The organism is Modestobacter muralis, from assembly GCF_010682105.1.
GTDB lineage: Bacteria > Actinomycetota > Actinomycetes > Mycobacteriales > Geodermatophilaceae > Modestobacter > Modestobacter muralis.
In genome coordinates, this window is the sequence record NZ_JAAGWH010000033.1 from 1 (window position 1) to 15687 (window position 15687).

Sequence of the window (15687 nt, forward strand, 5' to 3'; positions counted from 1 at the left end):
TGACCCTCGCCCCCCACCACTCGCTCTGCTCGCGGTGGGGGGCGAGGGGGCCGGGCCCTCGCCCGGTCCGTCCCGAGCTCGCGAGGGTCGGGGGTGGAGCGGGTCCGTCAACTACGCTCGGCGGTGCACCGCCGGTCCACGCCGGCGGTGGTGGGGGATGGGGTAATCGGCAGCCCGCCGGCCTTTGGAGCCGTGCAGTCTCGGTTCGAGTCCGAGTCCCCCAGCCAGTCCGCGGACGCGCGTGGACGGCGCCGGGTGCACCTGCCCGGCACCGCCGGACGCCGTCCCCCGCCCGTCCCGAGGAGCCAGGTGAGCCAGCAGCAGCCGACCACGACAACAGGGCAGGTGGGCGCGGTCGTCGTGCTCGCCGCCGGCCAGGGCACCCGGATGCGCTCACGCACCCCCAAGGTGCTGCACCGGCTCGGTGGCCGGTCGATGCTCGGTCACGTGCTGGCCGCCGCCGCACCGCTGGGCGCCGCACAGACGGTGGTCGTGGTCGGCTCGGGCCGGGAGGCGGTCGAGGCGCACCTGGCCGAGGTCGCGCCCGGCGCAGTCCCGGCGCTGCAGGAGCAGCAGCTGGGCTCCGGGCACGCCGCCGCGGTCGCCCTGGACGCGCTGCCCGAGCTCGCCGGCGCCGTGCTCATCGTCAACGGCGACGCCCCGCTGCTGCGCGCCGCCACCCTCGCCGACCTCGTCCGGGCCCACGCCGACGCGGGCAACCTGCTCACCGTGCTCACCGCCCGGGTCGCCGACCCCACGGGGCTCGGCCGGATCGTCCGGGACGACGCCGGCGGGGTCACCGCCATCGTCGAGGAGCGGGACGCCGACGCCGCCCAGCGCGCGATCACCGAGGTCAACGCCGGGGTCTACCTCGGCGACGCCCGCGCCGTCCGGGAGGCGCTGCGCCGGGTCGGCGCCGCCAACGACCAGGGCGAGCAGTACCTCACCGACGTCCTCGGGCTGCTGGTCGCCGACGGCGAGCGCGTGGGCGGGCACACCGCCGCCGACGCCGCCGACACCCTGGGCTGCAACGACCAGCGCGAGCTCGCCGCGCGGCGCCGCACCCTCAACGACCGGGTCCTCGACGACCTGATGCGCGCCGGTGTCGTGGTGGTCGACCCGCAGACCACCTGGGTCGACGTCACCGTCGAGGTCGCCGCCGAGGCCGTGCTGCACCCCGGCACCCAGCTGCTGGGCACCACCTCGGTCGGCACCGGTGCCGAGGTCGGCCCTGACACCACCCTCGTCGACACCCGGGTCGGAGAGGGCGCCACCGTGCTGCGGTCGCAGTGCCAGCAGGCCGACGTCGGCCCCTCGGCCACCATCGGCCCGTTCAGCTACCTGCGCGCGGGCACCCGGCTGGCCCGCGGTGCCAAGGTCGGCGCCTTCGTGGAGACCAAGAACGTCACCGTCGGCGAGGGCTCCAAGATCCCGCACCTGTCCTACGTCGGCGACGCCACCATCGGCGCGGGCAGCAACATCGGTGCCGCCACCGTGTTCGTCAACTACGACGGGGTGGCCAAGCACGCCACCACCGTCGGCGACCACGTCCGGATCGGCTCGGACACCATGCTCGTGGCCCCGCTGACCATCGGCGACGGCGCCTACACCGCCGCCGGGTCCGTCATCACCTCCGACGTCCCGCCGGGTGCCATGGCCGTCGCCCGGGGCAAGCAGCGCAATGTGGCAGGCTGGGTGGGACGACGCCGTCCGGGGAGCCCCTCAGCGCAGGCCGCAGCAGCGGCCGCTGGTGCGGCATCCGCCCCCGCGACCGACACTCCACCAGAGCCCTCCGGCCCGCACCCGGCCCGGACCTCGGACGACGACCAGCAGGGGCAGCCATGAGCGTGATCCGGCAGACGACCAACAAGAGCCTGATGCTCTTCTCCGGACGGGCGTTCCCCGAGCTCACCACGGAGATCGCCGGCCACCTGGGGGTGACCCCCACCCCGACCGCCTCCTACGAGTTCGCCAACGGCGAGCTTTTCGTGCGGTTCGAGGAGTCGGTGCGCGGCTGTGACGCCTTCGTGGTGCAGAGCCACACCGCGCCGATCAACACCTGGCTCATGGAGCAGCTGATCATGGTCGACGCGCTCAAGCGCGCCTCGGCCAAGCGCATCACCGTCGTCGCGCCGTTCTTCCCCTACGCCCGGCAGGACAAGAAGCACCGCGGTCGCGAGCCCATCTCCGCCCGGCTCGTCGCCGACATGTTCAAGACCGCCGGCGCCGACCGGCTGATGGCCGTCGACCTGCACACCGCGCAGATCCAGGGCTTCTTCGACGGCCCCGTCGACCACCTCTTCGCCATGGACCTGCTCGTCGACGAGGTCAAGCGCCGGTGGGGCGACCGCGACCTGACCGTCGTCTCGCCCGACTCCGGCCGGGTGCGCGTGTCCGAGCGGTGGAGCGACAAGCTCGGCGGCACCCCGCTGGCCTTCATCCACAAGACCCGCGACATGACCCGGCCCAACGAGGTCGTCGCCAACCGCGTCGTCGGTGAGGTCGAGGGCCGGGTCTGCATCCTGGTCGACGACATGATCGACACCGGCGGCACCATCTCCAAGGCCGCCGAGACCCTCTTCGCCGCCGGCGCCGCCGACGTGATCATCGCCGCCACCCACGGCGTGCTCTCCGGGCCGGCGGTCGACCGGCTCAAGAACAGCCAGGTCAGCGCCGTCATCGTCACCAACACGCTGCCCATCGAGCCCGAGCGCCGGTTCGACAAGCTCACCGTGCTCTCGATTGCGCCCCTGCTCGCCAGCGCCATCACGCAGGTCTTCGAGGACGGCTCGGTCACCAGCCTCTTTGATGGGGCCAGCTGAGCTGTGCTCATTGCGATCCTCCGGATCGCACCGCGGCCAGGAGCCGTTCCCGGCGGGCGCTGAGCCGTTAGTGCTGCACCGGCAGGGACCCTCCGGGCCCCGTGCCGGTGCAGCCGGACCGGCTGCGGTCCCGAGCGGGAGCCTCCGGCCCCGCGCTCGGTCCCGCAGGCGTCCCTCCGGGACGACGGTCCGAACCCCTCCGCCGGCGGCGCTCGCCCGTCCCCGGCCCGACTCCAGCCGGTCCGGTCGCCACCGTGGGCTCGGTGGCCGGTGATCCCGCTCGTGTACCGTTCTTCCCGTTGCCCGGCGAGGGAGTGGCTCCGGCCTGCTCCGTGATCGACGTGCGTGTGGCCTCCAGGGGTCGTCGCGGTCGTGCGCTGGGTGCGCAGACCCGATCCACTGTTGAGGAGCACACCCCGTGGCTGACTTCCGCCTCGCCGCCCTGTCCCGCACCGAGTTCGGCAAGGGCAGCGCCCGTCGCGACCGCCGTGCCGGCCGCGTCCCCGCCGTCCTGTACGGGCACGGCCAGGACGTCGTCCACCTGACCCTGCCCGCCCGCGAGTTCGCCGCGGCGCTGCGCAACGGTGGCACCAACGTGCTGCTGACCGTCACCCTCGACGGCACCGAGCACCTGGCGCTGACCAAGGCCGTGCAGCGCGACCCGATCAGCCGCGAGCACAAGCACGTCGACCTGCTGCTGGTCCGTCGCGGCGAGAAGACGATCGTCGACGTCCCGGTCGTCATCGTCGGCGAGGCCGCCCCGGACACGATCAGCAACCACCAGCTGAACACCGTCTCCCTCGAGGCCGACGCGACCCAGCTGCCCGGCCCGATCGAGGTCGACATCACCGGCCGCACCGCCGGCAACGGCATCACCGCCGGCGACCTGGTGCTGCCCGCCGGCGTCACCCTGGTCACCGACCCCGAGGCCCTGGTCATCGGGTTCCTCGGTGCGCCCACCGCCGCCCAGCTGGAGGAGGAGCTCGCCGAGGCCGAGGCCGAGGCCGGCATCGAGCGCGACGAGTCCGACGCCGACGGCGACGTCGTGCCGGAGCCGTCCGACCAGGGCAGTGGCGAGTCGATGGACGCCGCCTCGAACTCCGCCGACAGCTGAGTCCTGCACTGAGCGAGAGCACGACCCGCGGGGGCGCCGGCACTGCCGGCGCCCCCGCGGCGTCACCCGCCCCGGCCCCGGCACCCTCCGAGGGCCCGTTCCTCGTCGTCGGGCTGGGCAACCCCGGTCCCGAGTACGCCGGCAACCGGCACAACGTCGGCGCCATGGTGGTCACCGAGCTCGCCCGGCGGGCCGGGGTCAAGCTGTCCGCGGGCAAGGGGCCGCGCTCCCGGGCGCTGTCCGGTGAGGGGCGGCTGGCCGGCCGCCGCGTCGTGCTGGCCGTGCCGCTGACCTACATGAACGAGTCCGGCGGGCCGGTGCGCGGGCTGCTGGACTACCACCACCTGCCGCCCACCGACCTCGTCGTCGTCCACGACGAGCTCGACATCGCCTTCGAGGCCGTGCGGCTCAAGCGCGGCGGGGGGGAGGGCGGGCACAACGGCCTGCGCTCGATCACCCGCTCCACCGGCACCAAGGACTACCTGCGCGTGCGGGTCGGCATCGGCCGGCCGCCCGGCCGGCAGGACGCCGCCGACTTCGTGCTCCGGGACTTCTCCGCCACCGAGCGCAAGACCCTCGACCTGTTCATCAGCGAGGCGGCCGACGCCACCGAGCTGCTGCTCGAGCGCGGGCTCGAGACCGCGCAGAACAGCGTGCACCCCCGCAGCTGAGCACGCACGGTCGCCGTCCTCGCCCGGACGGGTGGACGGCCGGCCCCAGCGGGTGAACCACCGCGGGGCTGGTTGCCCGGGTTCGTCACCCCCTGTGATCGTCACTCGGTGTCGCCAGCGTGACCGGCGGATGGCCATACGGCCGTCCGCCGGGGAACTCCTGGCCACGTCGATGACAACGCGTGACGAGATCCCCCGGGGGGAACCGTGCTGCTGGAACGTGCAGAGCCGACGAGTGCACTCGTGCGACCGGTCTCCGGCCTGCTGGGTGCCGCCGTCCGGACCCCGCTGCCGGCCCTGGCCGGCGCCCGGACCGACAGCCCGCGGCGCTGGGCCGCCCGGCACCGCCGCCGGCTGATCGCCGTCGAGGCCACGCTCGCCGCCGCCGTCGCCGCGGTCGTGCTGTCCGTCCGGGCCGACGACGTCGCCTCCACCGACGGCCTGCTCTGGGCCAGTCTCTCCCTCGTGGTCGCCTGGCCGGCCCTGCTCGCGGTCACCGGTGCCTACGAGGGGCGGTCCTTCGGCGTCGGCTCCGACGAGTTCCACCGGATCGCCCGCGCCGGGCTGCTGCTGCTGGCCGGCCTCGGCTTCCTCAGCTACGCCGCCGAGCTCTACCTCAGCCGGGCTCTCGTGGTCGTCGCCGTCCCCGCGCTGGCCCTGGTCACCCTGGTCGAGCGGTACGCCGCCCGCCGGGTGCTCCACCACCAGCGCGCCCAGGGCCGGGGCGTCAAGCGCGTCGTGGTCGTCGGGCGCGGGGGCGCCGTGCTCGAGCTGGTCGGGCGGCTGCAGCGGACCCAGCACGCCGGGCTGCAGGTGGTCGCCGCCTGCGTCACCCCCGACGACCGTTCCCGCGTGGCCCGGGCCGCCGGGCTGCCCGTCGCCGGCCTGGACGACGTGCTCGACCTGGCCCGCCGCGTGCAGGCCGACACCATCGCGGTGACCTCGGCCAGCGAGACCGCCGCCCAGTACCTGCGCACCCTGTCCTGGCAGCTGGAGGGCACCGGCCTGGAGCTGCTGGTCGCCCCGGGCCTGGTGGAGGTGGCCGGTCCGCGGCTGCACATCCGGCCCTTCGACGGGCTGCCGCTGCTCTCGGTCGAGCAGCCCCGGTTCACCGGCTGGCGCCGGGTGGTCAAGGGCGTGCTGGACCGCTCGGTGGCGCTGGCCGCGCTGCTGGCCCTCGCCCCCGTGTTCGCCGGACTCGCGCTGGCCGTGCGCCTCACCAGTCCCGGCCCGGCCTTCTACCGCCAGGAGCGGGTCGGCCTGGGTGGCCGGCGCTTCACGATGCTGAAGTTCCGCAGCATGGTGGACGGTGCCCACTCCCAGGTCGCCGGCCTGTCCGACGGCAACGACGCCGACGGACTGCTGTTCAAGATCAGGCACGACCCGCGGGTCACCCCGCTGGGCCGGCACATGCGTCGCTTCTCCCTCGACGAGCTGCCCCAGCTGGTCAACGTCCTGCGCGGCAGCATGTCGCTGGTCGGACCCCGGCCGCCGCTGCCCGCGGAGGTCGCCCGCTACGACAGCGAGGTGAGCCGCCGGCTGCTGGTCACCCCGGGGCTGACCGGGCTCTGGCAGATCTCCGGTCGCAGCGACCTGCCGTGGGAGGAGGCCGTGCGGCTGGACCTGCGCTACGTCGAGAACTGGTCGCTGGCCCTGGACCTGCAGATCCTGTGGAAGACCGCGCGCGCCGTGGTCCGCGCCTCCGGCGCCTACTGAGCGACCGGGCGCGCGAGCGTCCTGCCCCGAGCGGAGCCACCCGGTCCACGACCGGGTGGCTTCCTCCCTCTGGGTGACCGCACGAGTGCGAACGGCGATGACCTCGCGTGTGCGAGGGATGGTTCTCCCGGGCCGGCCGACGCGGCTGGGCCCACCACCGCGCCGTCGGCCGGTGACCGGGTGCCTCGAGGACGAGGCACCCGTCGGACCGCAGGGAACGGAGCCAGGGGCCATGCCACGCAGGAGGTCGGGAGCGCTTCGCATCGCACTGGTCGGGACGCGCGGCGTCCCGGCCCGCTACGGCGGGTTCGAGACCGCCGTCGAGGAGGTCGGCCGCCGGCTGGCCGAGGACGGGCACGACGTCGTCGTCTACTGCCGCACCACCGCGGACGCCCCGCGGCCGGCCGAGCACCTGGGCATGCGCCTGGTGCACCTGCCGGCCCTGCGCCGCCGGTCGCTGGAGACGCTGAGCCACACCGGGCTGTCGGTCCTGCACCTGCTGACCCACCGGGTCGATGCCGCGATCGTCTTCAACGCCGCCAACGCACCCTGGCTGCCGCTGGTGCGTGCCGCCGGCATCCCGGTCGCGACGCACGTCGACGGCCTGGAGTGGAAGCGCGCCAAGTGGGGCGGCATCGGCAAGCGCTACTACCGCGTGGTCGAGGCGCTGTCGGTCCGCTGGTCCGACGCGCTCATCGCCGACGCCCGCGGGATCGCCGACTACTACCGCGACGAGTTCGCCGCACCCACCGAGCTGATCGCCTACGGCGCGCCCAAGATCGACGCTGCCGGCAGCGACAAGCTCGCCGGGGCCGGTCTCACCGAGCGCGGCTACCACCTGGTGGTCGCCCGGTTCGAGCCGGAGAACCACGTCGACGTGATCGTCGACGGCTACCGGCGCAGTGGTGCCGAGCTGCCGCTCGTGGTCGTCGGGTCGGCCCCCTACGCCGACGACTACACCCGCCGGGTGCACTCCCTGGCCGACGAGCGGGTCCGGTTCCTCGGCGGCGTCTGGGACCAGGAGCTGCTCGACCAGCTCTACGCGAACTGCGCCACCTACCTGCACGGGCACTCGGTGGGCGGGACCAACCCCTCGCTGCTTCGGGCCATCGGCGCCGGCGCGGCCACCATCGCCTACGACGTCTCCTTCAACCGCGAGGTGCTGGAGACCAGCGGCCGCTACTTCTCCACCGCCGAGGACGTCGCCACCGCCCTCACCGCCGCCGAGGCCGACCCGGCCCGCACCCGCAAGGACGGCAAGCGCGCCCGGCTGCTGTCGGCCCGGTACGACTGGGACCACGTGGCCCAGGGCTACGCCCAGCTGTGCCGCCGGCTGGCCGCACGCGACGTCCCGCGCTCGCGCCCCAGCGGCGTCCGGCTGCGCCTCGGCCCGGCGGCCCAGCCCGAGCCGGCCACCCGGCCCGAGCAGGCGGCCGACGTCGCCGCCCTCGTGCCCGCGGCCCGCCCGGCCGGTGCGGTCGACGCCCGCTCGCGCCGCCACCGCGCCGTCTCCGCCGAGACCACGCCGCCGCCGGCCGCAGCAGCCGACGCCGACGCTCCGCGGGCGGCCCGGTCGTGAGCGGGACGCTGCTGAGCCCACCGGCACCCGCGGTGCGGCCGGCACCGCGCCGGGTGGCAGCGGGGGAGACGCTCCGGGACACCCTCGGCCGGCTGTCCACCGCGCAGAAGGGCGCGGCCGGTGCGCCGGCGTACAGCCGGTTCCTCAACCGTCGCGCCGGCCGGTTGCTGGCCGCGCTGGCGTTCCACGCGGGCCTGACCCCCAACGCCGTCACCGGCATCAGCGCGCTGTGCACGTTCACCGGCATCGCGCTGCTCGCCCTGGTCGCGCCGTCCTGGGGGCTGGGCGTGGCCGTGGCCGGCTGCCTCGCGGTGGGCTACGCGCTGGACTCCGCCGACGGCCAGCTGGCCCGGCTGCGCGGTGGCGGCTCGCCCGCCGGTGAGTGGCTGGACCACATGGTCGACGCGCTCAAGACCTCCAGCCTGCACCTGGCACTGCTGGTCGGGCTCTACCGCTTCCAGCCGGTGGAGCGCGGGCCGGTGTTGCTCGTGCCGCTGGCCTTCTGCGTCGTGGCCGCGGTGCTGTTCTTCGGCACCATGCTCAACGAGGCGCTCCGGGCCCAGCACGGCGCCACGACCCGCGCCCAGCGGACCGCCGGCCGGCCCAGCGTGGTCCGCTCCCTCGTCGTCCTGCCCACCGACTACGGACTGCTGTGCTGGGTGTTCGTGCTCCTGGGCGCGCCGGTGGTCTTCCTGTGGGTCTACGCCGGGCTGGCCGTCCTGACGGCCGGTTACCTGGCGCTGGCCGCCCTCAGCTGGTTCCGAGAGATGGGCAGGTTGCCCCGATGAGCACTCCCTCCACCACGCCGCAGCCGGCCGGGCCCGACGCGGGGACCGGGCGCCCGGTCTCGCGCCGGCTCACCCTGGCCGCCGCCGCGACGGCCGTGGTCGCCGCGGTCGTCGCCGCGGTCACCCTCGGCGGGGGCGGCAGCCCGCCGTCGGCCGCGGGTGCCGACGCCTCCCCGACGGGGTCGACGGCCACGACCAGCGCACCGGCGGGGGAGTCCGCGGCGCCCACGACCGCGGCGCCCGTGCCCTCCCCGCAGACGCCGACGCCCACCGGCCCGACGTCCGACGCCGACGAGGGCCCGCCCGAGCTGCCGGTCGTGCCGCTGGACGCACCCGCCCCGGTGGGCAACGGGGTCGTGGCCACGCTGCCGCGGATCGAGTCGATCGACGCCTCGGCGACCGGACCGGGCAACATCGCCGGCCCGGCGCTGCGGGTGACCGTGCAGGTCACCAACGGCACGGCGGAGCCGCTGTCGCTGGGCGGGGTGGTCACGAACCTCTACCTCGGCCCCGACCGCACGCCGGCCTCCCCGGTGGACGACCCGTCCCGGGCACCGTTCACCGGCACCGTCGCGCCCGGTGCGTCGGCGACCGGCGTCTACGTCTTCACCGTCCCGGCCGACGCCCGCTCGGCCGTCACCGTCGAGGTCGGCTACGAGGCCGGTGCCCCGCTGCTGCAGTTCACCGGCCCGGTGGGCTGACCGCTCGTCCGGGCACCCGCCCGGACGGCACCTGCTGCACTGCCCGAAGGGGCCGACCGCACTCCGCGGTCGGCCCCTTCCGGCGTTCCCGGCGGCACCCGCCGGGCCAGGGTGGCCCTCAGCCGCTCCGGCGCGGTCGACGCCCGCCGACCTCACCGCCCGACGGGCCGGTCCTCCTCCGGGAGGGCCGGCCCGTCGTCGTGCCCGGCCCCAGGGGCGCCGGGCACGCGGCGTCACCTCACTCACCCGATCGGTGGCCCTCCGGCGTCAGCACCACCTGATCCGGGGATGGGCGGCCCCCCCTTTCCCTGCGATCGTCACTCTCAGTACCCGTCGAGCCCGCCACGTCGGTCGGCCGTCCGCCCCGGAGCAGGGAGAGCACGAATGAGTTCACCGACCGCACGCACGACCCAGCGGGTCGTCGCGGGCCTGCTGAGCCCGCTGCTGCTGGCCGGCGCGATGACCCTCCTGCTGCCGGGTACGGCGCGCGCGGACTCCGCACCGCTGGACGCGACGAACACCGCGACCCCACGGACGGTCACCGCCGACGCGCTGCCCACCGTGCAGATCGACGGCGTCGCCTGGTCGCAGGTCGTCGTGGGCGACACCGTCTACGTCGCCGGGAAGTTCGGCTTCGCCCGCCCGGCCGGTGCCGCGGTCGGCACCCAGCAGACGGTGCGCAACAACATGCTCGCCTACGACGTCCGCACCGGTGCGCTGATCACCTCCTTCGCACCGGACCTCAACGGCACGGCGCTCGTGGTGACCGCCTCGCCCGACGGCTCGCGGGTCTACGTGGGCGGCGACTTCACCCGGGCCAACGGCCAGGTCCGGAACCGGGTCGCGGCCTACAGCACCTCGACCGGCGCGCTGCTGCCGGACTTCAAGCCCAGCGTCAGCGGCCAGGTCCGGGCCATCGCCGCCACGGACACGACCGTCTACCTCGGCGGCGGGATCAACGCCGTCGGCTCGACCAGCCGCAGCCGGCTCGCCGCGGTCAGCGCGAGCAACGGCGCCCTGCTGCCCTGGGCCCCGGTCCCCGGCGTGGGTGACACGAAGGGCAACCGGCTGCCCGTCTTCGACGCCAAGGGCAACCCCACGGGCACGCTGGACACCGCCGCCAACGCCCGCACCAGCAGCGACGTCCTGTCCCTGGTCGTCACCGGTGGCGGCCGCCAGGTGGTGGCCGCCGGGCGCTTCGCCACCCTCAACGGCGTCGAGGCCACCGGCGTCGGTGCCCTCGACGCGACCACCGGGGCGACCCGGCCCTTCGCGATCAACCAGCTGTTGACCAACCAGGGCATCAACTCGGCGGTCTACAGCCTCTCCACCGACGGCACGAACGTCTACGGCACCGGCTACGACTACTACGGCCCCGGCAACCTGGAGGGGGCCTTCGCCGCGGACGCGCTCACCGGCGCGGTGCGCTGGGTCGCCGACAGCCGCGGGGACACCTACAACAGCTTCGCCGCCGGCGGAGCGGTGTACCTGGCGGCGCACACGCACGCCGCGGCGAACTTCGGCGGCTTCCCGCAGCAGGACCCGCAGGTGTTCCGGTACGCCTCGGCGCTCTCGGCCGCCGCCGCCGGCACCAACCACCGGTACGCCGACCTGCGCGGCAACACCGCCCTCGTCGGCACGCCCGCGCCCGCCGCGCAGATCTGGGACCCCAGCTTCGCCGCCGGCGCCGTCACCGGGCAGGAGCAGGCCGGCTGGTCGGTGACCGGCAACGGCCGCTACGTCGTCTACGGCGGTGAGTTCCCCCGGGTCAACGGCGTGGAGCAGCACGGTCTCGTCCGCTTCGCCGTCCCCGGCACCGCTCCGGCGAAGATGGGGCCGACCGGCAAGGGCCTGACCCCCACCGTGACGTCGCTGACCCCGGGCACCGCCCGGGTCAGCTGGACCGAGAGCACCGACCAGGACAACGAGAACCTGACCTACCGGGTGTACCGGGACGGCGGGACGACCCCGGTGTACGAGGTGACCTCGCCCTCGCAGTGGTGGAGCACCGACCTGCTGGCCTTCCAGGACAGCGGGCTGTCCGCCGGCACCCACACCTACCGGGTCGGCGTCGTCGACCCCTCCGGCAACAAGAACACCGGCCCCACGGTGTCGGTCACCGTGGCCGCGGGCAGCACACCGGCCCGCAGCTACACCTCCCTGGTGCGCGCCGACGGAGCCAGCGGAGCCTGGTCGCTCGGTGAGTCCAGCGGGACGGTCGCCCGGGACCGCGCCGGCGCCAACGACCTGACGCTCAACGCGGGTGTCAGCCTGCGGCAGGGCGGCGCGCTGGCCCAGGACACCGACACGGCGGCCTCCTTCAGCGGCACCACCACCGGCTTCGCGGCCACCACCACGAAGGCCTACGGACCGCAGACGTTCAGCGTCGAGGCCTGGGTCAACACGACCACCAAGGCCGGCGGCAAGATCATCGGCTGGGGCACCTCGGCCACCGGGACCAGCGGCAACTACGACCGGCACGTCTACATGGACACCTCCGGACGGCTGCTCTTCGGCACCTACACCGGGGCGACGGACTCGGTCACGAGCCCGCGTGCCTACAACGACGGCCGGTGGCACCACGTCGTGGCCACCCTCGGCGCGGCCGGCCAGCAGCTCTACGTCGACGGCGCGCTGGTGGCCTCCCGCGCCGACGCCACGACCGCCGAGCCCAACTACGGCTACTGGCGCATCGGCGGGGACTCCAGCTGGTCCGGCTCCCCGTGGTTCGCCGGGAAGATCGACGAGGTCGCCGTCTACCCGACGGCGCTGACCGCCGCCCAGGTCGCCGGCCACCACCGGGCCGGCACCACCGGCACGGTTCCCAACCTGCCCCCGACCGCGTCGACCACCTCTTCGGTGACCGACCTGACCGCGGCCTTCGACGGGTCGGCCTCCCGCGACGCGGACGGCTCCCTGACCTCCTGGGCCTGGACCTTCGGTGACGGGACGACCGGCACCGGCCGCACGACCAGCCACGCCTACAAGGCGGCAGGCACCTACGCGGTGACGCTGACCGTCACCGACGACAAGGGCGCCACGGCGGTCCAGCGGACGTCGGTGACGGTCACCGCGCCGCCGGCCAACGTCGCGCCGACCGCGGTCGTGACCGCAGCGGCCGCCGGCCGCACCGGCACCTTCGACGCCTCCGGGTCCACCGACACCGACGGCGAGGTCGCCCGGTTCGAATGGGACTTCGGCGACGGCACCACCGGCACCGGTGCGCGGGCCACCCACGAGTACGCGGCGGACGGCACCTACGCGGTCACCCTCACCGTGACCGACGACGACGGCGCCACCGGCACCGCACGCACGTCGCTGGTGGTCAACTCCACGGTGCTGGCCTCCGACGCCTTCGGCCGCACGGTCACCGGCGGCCTGGGCACCGCTGACCGGGGCGGTGCGTGGACGGCTGCGGCTGGTGCGACCCGCCAGTCGGTGAAGCCCGTCGCCGCGGCGCTGGCCCTCACCGCCGGCACCAACACCGGCTCGTACCTCGGCGCGGTGTCGCAGACCAGCGTCGACCTGCGCACCACGCTGACCCTGTCGGCCCGGCCGACCGGGACCGGGGCCTCGGTGTACCTCACCGGGCGGCGGGTGGGCGCCAACCAGGAGCAGCGGGCCCGCCTGCGCTTCCTGGCCGACGGCAGCGTCCGGGTGGCGGTCACCGAGCTGGCGGGAACCACGACGGAGTCCCTGGTCGGGGCCGAGGCCACCGTCCCGGGACTGACCTACACGGCGGGCACGCCGCTGCAGGTCGCCGTGCAGGTCACCGGCACCGGCCCGACCACCCTGTCGGCCACGGTGTGGCCGGCCGGCACGGCCCAGCCGGCCACGCCGACGGTGACCCGCACCAGCACCACGGCGTCCCTGCAGGCCGCCGGGTCGATCGGCGTCAGCGGCTACCTGGCCGGCAGCGCCACCGCCCCGGTCACGGTCACGGTGGGCACGCTCACCGCCGCACCCGCCGGCGCCACCCCGGCGCCGGCGCCGGCACCCGCCCCGGCACCGGTCAACGCGAAGCCGACGGCGGTGGCCACGTCCTCGACGGCGGACCTCACCGCCACCCTCGACGGCAGCGGCTCCACCGACACCGACGGCACGGTGACCGCCTGGTCCTGGGCGTTCGGGGACGGGGCGAGCGCCGACGGTGCCACGGTCACGCACACCTACGCCGCGGCCGGCACCTACCCGGTCACGCTGACCGTGACCGACGACGACGGGGCCACCGCGAGCGTCGTCCGCCAGGTGCCGGTCACCGCCCCGGCCGCACCGGCCCCGGAGCCGGAGCCGACGCCGCCGGGTGCCCCGGCCGCCGTCGCCTCGGACGCCTTCGGCCGGACGGTCACCGGCGGGCTGGGCACCGCCGACCTCGGCGGCGCCTGGACCGCCACGGCCGGGGCGGCCCGGCAGTCGGTGACCCCGGGCCAGGCCGTGTTCGGCCTGACCCCGGGCACCAACACCGGGTCCGTGCTGACCGCGGTCAGCCGCACCGACGCCGACGTGCGGACCCGCTTCTCCTCCACGACGACACCGGGCGGGACGGGCACCTCCGTGTACGTGGTGGGCCGCCGCGTGGCCGCGAACCAGGAGTACCGGGCGCGGGTGCGGCTGCTGGCCGACGGCAGCATCGGCGTCGGGGTCACCCGGCTCGCCGGGACCGGCACCGAGACGCTGCTGGGCGCCGACGTCGTCCTGCCCGGCCGGTACACCAGCGGCCAGGAGCTCGCCGTCCGGTTCACCGTCCGCGGCACCGGGACGACCGACCTCGCGGTCACCGTGTGGCCGGCCGGCTCGCCGGAGCCGACGACACCCACCGTCGCGCGCACCGACACCACCGCCTCGCTGCAGGCCGCGGGCTCGGTCGGGCTGCTCGGCTACCTCTCCGGCTCCGCGACCGGCCCGGCGACGCTGCGGTTCGGGGACCTCACCGTGCGGCCCGTCGCCTGACCGCACCCGCTCGACCACCCCTCGCGGGTGAGGCCCGGTCCCGCTGCGGCGGGGCCGGGCCCTCGCGCTGTCACGATGGGCCGGTGAGGGGTCTGCTGCGCGTGCTGCGCCGCCCGGCCACGGGCGCGCTGACCGCCCAGGGCACCCAGGCGCTGGCCGGGCTGGTCCTGCAGGTGGCCGCCGCCCGCTCGCTGGGCGCCGCCGGTCTGGCCACCTTCGCCCTCCTCTACGGACTCGTCGTGCTGGCCACCGCCGTCTGCAGCGGGCTGGTCGGCGACTCGCTCACCGTCCTGGACCGCCACGAGCCGCGCACCCGGGCCGCCCTGCTCGTCGGCGCGACCTGGGTCTGCGGCGTCGCCGGTGTGGGCGGTGCCCTGCTCGGGGTGCTGACCGGCGTGGTGCCCCCGTGGGCCGGGCTGGTGCTGGGTCTGGCCACGGCCGCCTTCATCGCCGAGGACGCGCTGCGCCGGCTGCTGATGGCCACCGGCCGTTTCTGGTCGCTGCCGGCCGTCGACGGCACGAGCCTGCTGCTGGCGCTGGGCACCCTGGGGCTGCTCCGCACGACGGGCGCGCTGGACCTCACCGACTTCCTCCTCGCCCTGCTGGTCGGCCAGGCCGGCGCCGCGCTGGTGGCCTGGCCGCTCCTGCCGGCGCACGAGCGTCCCCGCGGCCCGTGGCGCGGGCCCGCGCTGCGGGTGGTGGCCGCCTTCGGCGTCTGGCGGGCCGCGGCGCAGGCGATCCGGCCGGCGCTGCTGACCGTGCTGCGGCTGCTGGTGGTCGCGGTGGCGGGGGCGGCGGCGTACGGGCCGCTCGAGGCCGCCCGGGTCTACACGGCCCCGACCCTGGTGCTGGTCGCCGGGCTCGGCTCCTGGCTGCTGCCGCACTTCGTCGCGCTGCAGGCCGCCGGCCCCGCCGCCGGGCTCCGGTACGCCGACCGGGCCGCCGCCGGCCTGGCGCTGGCGGTCGCCGGTCTCGGCGGGGCCGCGGTGCTCGTGCTGCCGTGGCTGGGCCCCGCGCTCACCGGCGGCGACTACCCCGTGCCGGTGGGGGCCGTCGTGGGGTGGACGGCCTACGCGGTCGCCTCGGCGGTGCTGCTGCCCTACTCCGGGCTCGCCTCGGTGCACCGCAGGCAGCGCCGGGTGCTCGCCCTGCGGTCGCTGGAGCTCCTGTCGCTGGTCGCCGTGCTCGCGCTCGTGCTCCTGGTGCCCGGGGGCGCCGGCTGGGCGCCCGCCGCGCTGGCGCTGGGTCCGCTGCTGGCCGCCGTCGCGGTACGGCGCCTGGTGCTGGTGCCGCTGCTGTCCCCCCGGGCCGAGGCCGGCACCACCGCCGCACCCGTCCCGGCCTGA

10 protein-coding genes and 1 tRNA gene are annotated in these 15687 nt (G+C 75.6%); all 11 read left to right on the top strand.

Translation table 11 applies throughout. The features are described from left to right. Positions 1-151 precede the first annotated feature (151 nt). The 11 genes from GCU67_RS11760 to GCU67_RS11810 all read left to right on the top strand — a co-directional run bounded on the left by GCU67_RS11760 (position 152) and on the right by GCU67_RS11810 (position 15687). Positions 152-227 (top strand) — tRNA-Gln (locus GCU67_RS11760). Between the two features lie 82 nt (positions 228-309). Next, complete coding sequence (gene glmU, locus GCU67_RS11765) at positions 310-1845, top strand: bifunctional UDP-N-acetylglucosamine diphosphorylase/glucosamine-1-phosphate N-acetyltransferase GlmU (RefSeq protein ID WP_338104952.1); 1536 nt, start codon at positions 310-312, stop codon at positions 1843-1845. After that, complete coding sequence (locus GCU67_RS11770) at positions 1842-2822, top strand: ribose-phosphate diphosphokinase (protein WP_163611413.1); 981 nt, start codon at positions 1842-1844, stop codon at positions 2820-2822. Before glmU ends, GCU67_RS11770 begins: the two co-directional genes overlap by 4 nt. 418 nt (positions 2823-3240) lie before the next feature. Beyond that, positions 3241-3936, top strand: coding sequence for a 50S ribosomal protein L25/general stress protein Ctc (locus GCU67_RS11775; protein ID WP_163611414.1), 696 nt, complete (start codon positions 3241-3243; stop codon positions 3934-3936). Between the two features lie 113 nt (positions 3937-4049). Next, positions 4050-4607 (top strand): aminoacyl-tRNA hydrolase, encoded by a 558-nt coding sequence (gene pth, locus GCU67_RS11780; protein ID WP_246215022.1) that lies wholly within the window; start codon positions 4050-4052, stop codon positions 4605-4607. Between the two features lie 243 nt (positions 4608-4850). Further along, complete coding sequence (locus GCU67_RS11785) at positions 4851-6323, top strand: sugar transferase (protein ID WP_338104953.1); 1473 nt, start codon at positions 4851-4853, stop codon at positions 6321-6323. A gap of 232 nt (positions 6324-6555) precedes the next feature. After that, positions 6556-7902 carry a DUF1972 domain-containing protein gene (locus GCU67_RS11790; RefSeq protein ID WP_163611416.1) on the top strand — a complete coding sequence of 449 codons (1347 nt, stop codon included), beginning with the start codon at positions 6556-6558 and terminating at the stop codon, positions 7900-7902. Beyond that, entirely contained in the window at positions 7899-8690 is a 792-nt protein-coding gene (locus tag GCU67_RS11795) for a CDP-alcohol phosphatidyltransferase family protein (protein ID WP_338104954.1), read from the top strand. The genes GCU67_RS11790 and GCU67_RS11795 overlap by 4 nt, the downstream gene beginning before the upstream one ends. Beyond that, positions 8687-9391, top strand: coding sequence for a hypothetical protein (locus GCU67_RS11800; protein WP_163611417.1), 705 nt, complete (start codon positions 8687-8689; stop codon positions 9389-9391). Before GCU67_RS11795 ends, GCU67_RS11800 begins: the two co-directional genes overlap by 4 nt. Positions 9392-9775: 384 nt before the next feature. Then, positions 9776-14341 (top strand): PKD domain-containing protein, encoded by a 4566-nt coding sequence (locus GCU67_RS11805; RefSeq protein ID WP_163611418.1) that lies wholly within the window; start codon positions 9776-9778, stop codon positions 14339-14341. Between the two features lie 83 nt (positions 14342-14424). Beyond that, positions 14425-15687, top strand: coding sequence for an MATE family efflux transporter (locus GCU67_RS11810; RefSeq protein ID WP_163611419.1), 1263 nt, complete (start codon positions 14425-14427; stop codon positions 15685-15687).

Bases quoted from the DNA above. Each gene is read 5' to 3' on its own strand.
- GCU67_RS11770 (WP_163611413.1), top strand. From the start codon at position 1,842: ATGAGCGTGATCCGGCAGACGACCAACAAGAGCCTGATGCTCTTCTCC.
- GCU67_RS11790 (WP_163611416.1), top strand. From the start codon at position 6,556: ATGCCACGCAGGAGGTCGGGAGCGCTTCGCATCGCACTGGTCGGGACG.
- GCU67_RS11800 (WP_163611417.1), top strand. From the start codon at position 8,687: ATGAGCACTCCCTCCACCACGCCGCAGCCGGCCGGGCCCGACGCGGGG.
- GCU67_RS11805 (WP_163611418.1), top strand. From the start codon at position 9,776: ATGAGTTCACCGACCGCACGCACGACCCAGCGGGTCGTCGCGGGCCTG.